Origin of the sequence: Desulfobacter curvatus DSM 3379 (genome assembly GCF_000373985.1) — a bacterium.
GTDB classification, from domain to species: Bacteria; Desulfobacterota; Desulfobacteria; order Desulfobacterales; family Desulfobacteraceae; genus Desulfobacter; species Desulfobacter curvatus.
In genome coordinates this window covers 1-6,057 of record NZ_KB892942.1, presented here as the reverse complement: position 1 = coordinate 6,057, position 6,057 = coordinate 1, and the positions used below count along the sequence as shown (strand labels likewise).

5 protein-coding genes and 1 pseudogene are annotated in these 6,057 nt (G+C 36.9%); 4 read left to right on the top strand and 2 right to left on the bottom strand.

Going from position 1 to position 6,057, the window contains the following annotated elements; genetic code table 11:
- The 4 genes and pseudogenes from B147_RS30955 to B147_RS0104865 form a co-directional block, all read left to right on the top strand.
- A pseudogene (locus B147_RS30955) lies at positions 1 to 278 on the top strand (IS4 family transposase); the annotation flags it as partial.
- Positions 232 to 1,719: a hypothetical protein gene (locus B147_RS27445; RefSeq protein ID WP_051085650.1), complete on the top strand. Its 1,488-nt coding sequence runs from the start codon at positions 232 to 234 to the stop codon at positions 1,717 to 1,719. The pseudogene B147_RS30955 and the gene B147_RS27445, both read left to right, overlap by 47 nt.
- A gap of 6 nt (positions 1,720 to 1,725) precedes the next feature.
- Positions 1,726 to 2,622 carry a hypothetical protein gene (locus B147_RS0104870; RefSeq protein ID WP_157237780.1) on the top strand — a complete coding sequence of 299 codons (897 nt, stop codon included), beginning with the start codon at positions 1,726 to 1,728 and terminating at the stop codon, positions 2,620 to 2,622.
- 106 nt (positions 2,623 to 2,728) lie between these two features.
- Positions 2,729 to 3,400 (top strand): hypothetical protein, encoded by a 672-nt coding sequence (locus tag B147_RS0104865; RefSeq protein WP_020586118.1) that lies wholly within the window; start codon positions 2,729 to 2,731, stop codon positions 3,398 to 3,400.
- A gap of 579 nt (positions 3,401 to 3,979) precedes the next feature.
- Here the strand turns inward: B147_RS0104865 and B147_RS0104860 are convergent.
- A complete protein-coding gene (locus B147_RS0104860) occupies positions 3,980 to 4,168 on the bottom strand; it encodes a hypothetical protein (RefSeq protein ID WP_020586117.1) in 189 nt (62 codons plus the stop codon).
- Positions 4,169 to 4,377: 209 nt separating this feature from the next.
- Positions 4,378 to 5,670: a DNA methyltransferase gene (locus B147_RS27440; RefSeq protein ID WP_033396911.1), complete on the bottom strand. Its 1,293-nt coding sequence runs from the start codon at positions 5,668 to 5,670 to the stop codon at positions 4,378 to 4,380.
- Positions 5,671 to 6,057 lie beyond the last annotated feature (387 nt).

The window sequence follows — 6,057 nt, the reverse complement described above, 5'->3', positions numbered from 1 at the left end:
AATGGTGGAAAGAACACCTGAAGGTTTACCATCTCATTGCCCGCAGTGAATATGGTCTTATGGTTCAAATTCTTAGTGGCCTTATCACTTACCTGTTGCTGGCAATCTACTGTCGAAACGAGTTTAATGAGAAGGTCTCTATTAAAAGAGTTCGACAGTTACGAACTGCCATCTTGAACGACCTAATTGGGCACGACGAGGATACGTCTCATAGTTTAAACAGGGACAATATTGTCAAAGATCAAAAAATTACATTTAGCGAACAAGCAAAAACCTAACCGGACATCACTGGAAAAATATGAACATCTCAGTGAACTCGTTACCGCAATTCAAGACAAAGAAGCTGAAATGCGCATCCTACAGCGTCAAGAAACTGAACTAAAAGATATAATGGCTGGCCTAAGGAACGAATTTGTAAGTACACAACGAGATTCGAATGAAAAATTAAAAGAATTGATTAAAGCTAAAACACATTTTGATTTCATTAGTGGGAGAGAGTTTGGGAACAAACATAAAGAAGAAGCTAAAATTTCATTGGCACCAGATCGTTCGACGTATTTTGACCAAGAACATGAACTAACATCAAATGATGGCACTCAATATATCTCCATTGAAAGAATGATGTTAGAGAAAATTAATAAAAAATTAAAGGATTCCGGTAGAGATTTTACAAGCGCATTCATTGCAAATGTTTTGATTTCAATTCATCAAAATACTTTTACCATTTTTGCGGGCCTTCCAGGTACCGGAAAGACATCATTAGCTAGGCTACTGTCAAAAATTCTTGTAAAGGAACCGAAGAAACGCGTCGAGATTTCGGTAGCAAAAGGATGGACATCTCAAAAAGATTTCATAGGATTTTATAATCCACTTTCCCAATCTTTTTGTCCAACAGATCCAAATATGTATCAGCTTTTAAGAGTTGCTAATCAAGAGTATCAAGAAAAAATTTTTAAAGACTCAGCTTTGGGATATGTGATTTTAGATGAAGCTAACTTGAGTCCGGTAGAGCACTATTGGTCGAGTTTTTATAATTTGACTGATAGCGTTGCAGATACAAACAATCCTCTGCTAATAAATCTAGGAGGAGATTACAGCATTAATTACACGAATAACATTAGATTTATTGGTACAATCAACTCTGATCAGACTACTGAAGAATTATCTCCAAGAGTTATTGATCGGGTGAATATTATTCGTATACCTCAATCATCAAATCCTATTTCTTTTTCTGCTGACAATATTGAACCATCTGTTATAGGCAACATTGGCCTGACTTATAAAGACGCTATAAAAATGTTTAAATTGAAAGACTTTAATGAAGATTATGGGGATGACATAGAAAGTTTTTTGAGAAGAGAAACTTATGAAGATATTCAAACAAAATATATCAAATTAAAAAATATATTTAAAAAATTAAATATAAATGTAAGCCATAGAATTGATAGAGCATTTATTCACTATTGCATGTCTGCATTTTCTTTTATGACTCCTTATAAGGCACTAGATTATTTTATTGCGCAAAGAATTCTTCCAAAAATTGATGGGCAAGGCGATCAGTACCGTGAAAATTTACAAGAATTAAATCATGAAATAGATGGCATATTTAGTAAACAGCGGATGGATGATAATGAATCGTGCAGTATTTTAAATAAAATCATTCAGCATGGCTCTGATGAAGGGGTGTACAACAATTATAATTATTTTTTGATCAACTAATCATTTATGCAAATAGATATATTTAATCAGAATGGTTCTCCTGTTGAAATACATGGAAATTCATATGTTGTGTTTGAAACTCATAAATATTTTATAAAACCGGGTGATGATTACCAATACAAATATATTATTCTCGAAGGGATTCTGGATGAACAGACAGGGGAAGATAAACATGTTTATTTTAGCGAACCTCCTAAATTATTATTCCTAAATTGTTTAGGCATCTTCACTTTTTCAAATCCAGAGGGAGAAAAAATTGGAGAATTAAATATTCTCTCAAAAAAACTCAATGACTCACAAGCCAAGGCTATGTTTGAATATGTATTTGAAAAGAACAGCGAAGTCTTTGAGGCTTTGTTGAATCGGCAACGCTTTTTTACTGCTGAACCCACTTCAAGTTATGATTCAGAGCTACCATTGCTAAAATACATAGGTATTTTAAGAGAATTATATACATCTTTGGAGAGGAACCTTTATTATTTCAGATCCAAACCAGCCTATAAACTAAAAAGCAAGAATATAAAAATTGATTATAAAGAAAAATTGGTAACTTCCAAAAGCATTGAATGGATTCTACAAAATTTAGATGAAATTGAGTATGGAAACAATCTTAAATTTGATCAGAATTCTTTTGAAATCGCAGGAACTTTTGCCATACCCAGAAAAATAATTGCTGAAGTGCATGAGGAAAATGTAGACATTTATGAAAACAGAGTTTTAATAGGTGCTATTGAGAAACTTGGCCGAAGTATTCAAAAATTGTCGATAGAAATATCTGATTACTTAAATTCTGATGACTTGTTTGATGGTGAATTCGCAAGTTTTGAATCATTAAAAAGAATTATTTTTAAATCAGAACTTCAACATTTAAATAAATTAAAAATTAAAAAGAATTATTTTTAAATCAGAACTTCAACATTTAAATAAATTAAAAAGAGGATATAGAACTTTAAAAGCATCATATTATAAACGTTTTTCAGAAGTTGTCCCCATAGAAAACTATCCACGTATGACTCATACGTTTAAAAAGAAGCGGCATTATCGAGAGCTTTATCATAGGATACTCGCATTTTATAAAGCGGGCTTAAATTACCCTGGCACATTTATTGTCCTCGGAATTAGAAACATTGATGTCCTCTATGAATATTACAATCTTTATGCTATTGCTGAAATTTTCAGGCAAAAATTTGGTAATTCTGACCTTCAACTTGGTGAAAATAAAATATTGTATTTTACTTTTTCATCTAATCAGGAAACGTACCGAGTTTATTATCAATTAAGAATCAATAGAAAAAACTTTCCTTCAACTTACCCCTGGATCAAATTGTTTGCCAATTCAAATCTGTCAAAGTTCTTTTGCCCTGATATAGTAATTGAGAAGGAAGAAGACGGAGAGTTTAGATATGCTATTCTCGACGCCAAATACAGCAGTAAATATTGGGTAACTGGAACAACATTTTACACAATCGTTGGTAAGTATAATTTTTCAATATCGTTTAGAGATGAACCATATAAAAAGGTTGATTATTTGTATCTTTTGTATCCTGACGATGGTCCATCCGATATTTTGACTAAAGACAAAGGTTATTATCCAGAGATGGGTGCGATCCCTTCAATTCCAAGTAATGTGAAGCCGTTGATAACTACTATTCTTCATATACTTAAAGGCTGGGAAAAATAATCATTAGGGTGCCCCACCTTTCTACATTGTAGATACTCTCTTCAAGGGGACTATATACAAAGCTGAACTCTACAAAATTTTTAAGGAAAGGAAAAGATGCCCCCATAATATGTTGATTGGTGATCTGATTTCTTTAAAAAAAGACAGGGCTGGCAGACGTAGTGTTCCAGCCAATTGTCAAAACCCCAAATAATTTTCCTGTCATAATCCACGTGCAAGGTGGCCTTTTTCCAAGGATAAATGAAAATTCCAATACCATTTAGCACCCAGAAAAATCACAAAAGAACTCTAACCACTCTGGCATTTTGTCATCTGTCCTTATGGTCCGATTGTAAAATTAAAAACATTGATATCCATGCGTCTTCGGTGATATTCAGGTGTGTTTTTACAGTATCTGTCACAAATCCGTCACACCCATTTTGCGTCCTGTAACAGATTACAGGCACCCCGTTGCACACGCTTTTCATTTTTTTGGTTGCTGGCTTGCAAGCGTGGCAAAATTATCAGGGTAAAATTGAGATCATTGAGAGTAAGTAGCCCCCCGGCTGTTCTTTAGGCAGCCGGGAGGAAACCCTTAATTTACCGTTTTAATCGTTGTTGAACCGCCTCTTGTACTGCTTTGTCAGGCTTTTTCACGGAACGTTGTAAACCACCACCCCAACATTCCTTCTGCTGCCTTATCAGCGCCAGAATATTTTTCTCGTTACGTTTGTTTTTAAGACTTTGCTTTTTTAACATTTTTATTCTTTTTTTGCTCATAATACTCATGTTTGACTCTCCTTGCAAAGTGCGTCGGGCCTTTTCGGTCCCATTAACCTTTGTTGACCCGGCAGCGTTAAAATTGCTTTCAAGAAGAGAGGGAGACTTTGACTGTCACCATACGACTTTTAGTGTCGCAGGATAATTTTGTTGAAATAAATAGAAACAGCCGGGCGTTAAAACCCGGCTGTATGAAGTGGTGTTAAATTATCTGAGGATTATTCTGGAACACGGTCACGCCAGTCATCCTTCTGTGGTGGGATTTCAACCCGGAGCTTGCGAAGCAGTTTCCGGTAGTGCCCCTTCCACTTGATCATGGGATCGTCTTTGTATTTCATGTAAATGGGCAGGAGCTTTACATGGGTCTGGTCGGAGATGATTTTCACAATCTCCTTTTCAACCTGGGGGCTGTCATTGACCACCCGTTTCTTGACCATTTTCATGGGACCTACCCACATGCAGTCCGTAGTATGGGGTCGTAGGTCTTCAATCAGATCTCCCACATTTGGAGAATCAAGCATGGGTTCTATGCTGACTGAGTTCCTGAACCCTTTTTCTTTGACCACAACCAGGGCCTTTTTGCGATCCTCATAGGGTGGTGCATTGGGCTCCCAAAATCCGAGCACATTATTGTCCATGGCCGTAATGGTGAACCGGAACATGACCTGGCTTTTATAGGGTGCGATCGCGTCACACAGCTTTTCAATCAGATCAGGCCGGGGCTTGGATACCACCAGAAGCTTATTTCCCGCCTTGAGAAGTTTTTTCAAAACAGTCTCACAGGCATCATAGGTGCCTGGGGTGATGTCATGGGTAGAGGGGAACATCAACCGTTTGCTGCTTATCCGCCAGCCTTTGCTGATAATTTTGGGATTGAGTTCTTCTTTCGGCCAGTTTTCAACCGTGTTGCCATGACGGCGAACGGATTCTTCCCTGGCGTAGCAGTAACGGCAGTCATTGCTGCAGCCACGGGAGATGTTAATCCCTTTGTCGGCCCAGTCCTGAACATTGTCGGGTTCTTTCTTCTGCTCAAGGTTTTGTTTTTTATGGCCTGTGATTTTGAAACCATCTATTTCAGTTGGTACCGTGGATGGGTTGTTCAGTATTTTGCCAATGATGGCTGGTAATTTGCTGAGCACGGAGCCATTTAGTATCGGGCCTCCTTGTGATTGAAGCTCGAAGGATTTAAAATCTGATAATCTCTGAATTTTACCAGATGCTAAAGGCTCCGGCTTTGGAAGTCTACCGGAAACATTTTTCAGGCGTTCATGGGCAATCTCGTAGTATTTTTCTTCAATATCAATGCCGATAAACTTTCTCCCCAGAAATCGGGCTGCCAGGAGAGTGGTTCCAGATCCACAGAACGGATCAAGAACAATATCACCTTCTCTGCTGCCCATAGTTATGAGGTATGACATCAGTTTGATTGGTTTTACTGTTGGATGATTATTATTTTGTTTTTCTCTATTCTGTAAGCCAGCATTCTTTTCTTTCTTTGATGCCTTTGGCACAATCAGGAATGGTAGGTTGCTTTCTGCCCAAGCATCAAGTGAGAAGAAACGAGAATATCCACCGTTTAAGACACCATTGGAAACAAGTAAGTTGGCAGGAAATCTTCCATCTTTAGGCTACCGATTTAAGCCGGGACACTTTTTGTAACAGGTCATTCTTTTTTGATTAAAAACTGGACATTTGATTCCGTCTATTAAATAGAACTCTCACAGATATTAAAATAATAAGCTAATTGTGGAGTTCTGATATTTCATTACGATTACGAAGTCAAAAAGTTGTTTCTTTTTTCGAGTGCAGTCCGGTCAAAGTTTCTCTAAGAAAACTTGCTAAATGTGTAAAGATATCAAAGAGTAGCGCACATCGAATTGTTATTGCTGTTCAAAAAC

What these genes read in the sequence shown, in the direction of transcription:
- B147_RS0104870 (WP_157237780.1), top strand. Translation starts at nt 1,726, where the DNA reads ATGCAAATAGATATATTTAATCAGAATGGTTCTCCTGTTGAAATACAT.
- B147_RS0104865 (WP_020586118.1), top strand. Translation starts at nt 2,729, where the DNA reads ATGACTCATACGTTTAAAAAGAAGCGGCATTATCGAGAGCTTTATCAT.
- B147_RS0104860 (WP_020586117.1), bottom strand. Translation starts at nt 4,168, where the DNA reads ATGAGTATTATGAGCAAAAAAAGAATAAAAATGTTAAAAAAGCAAAGT.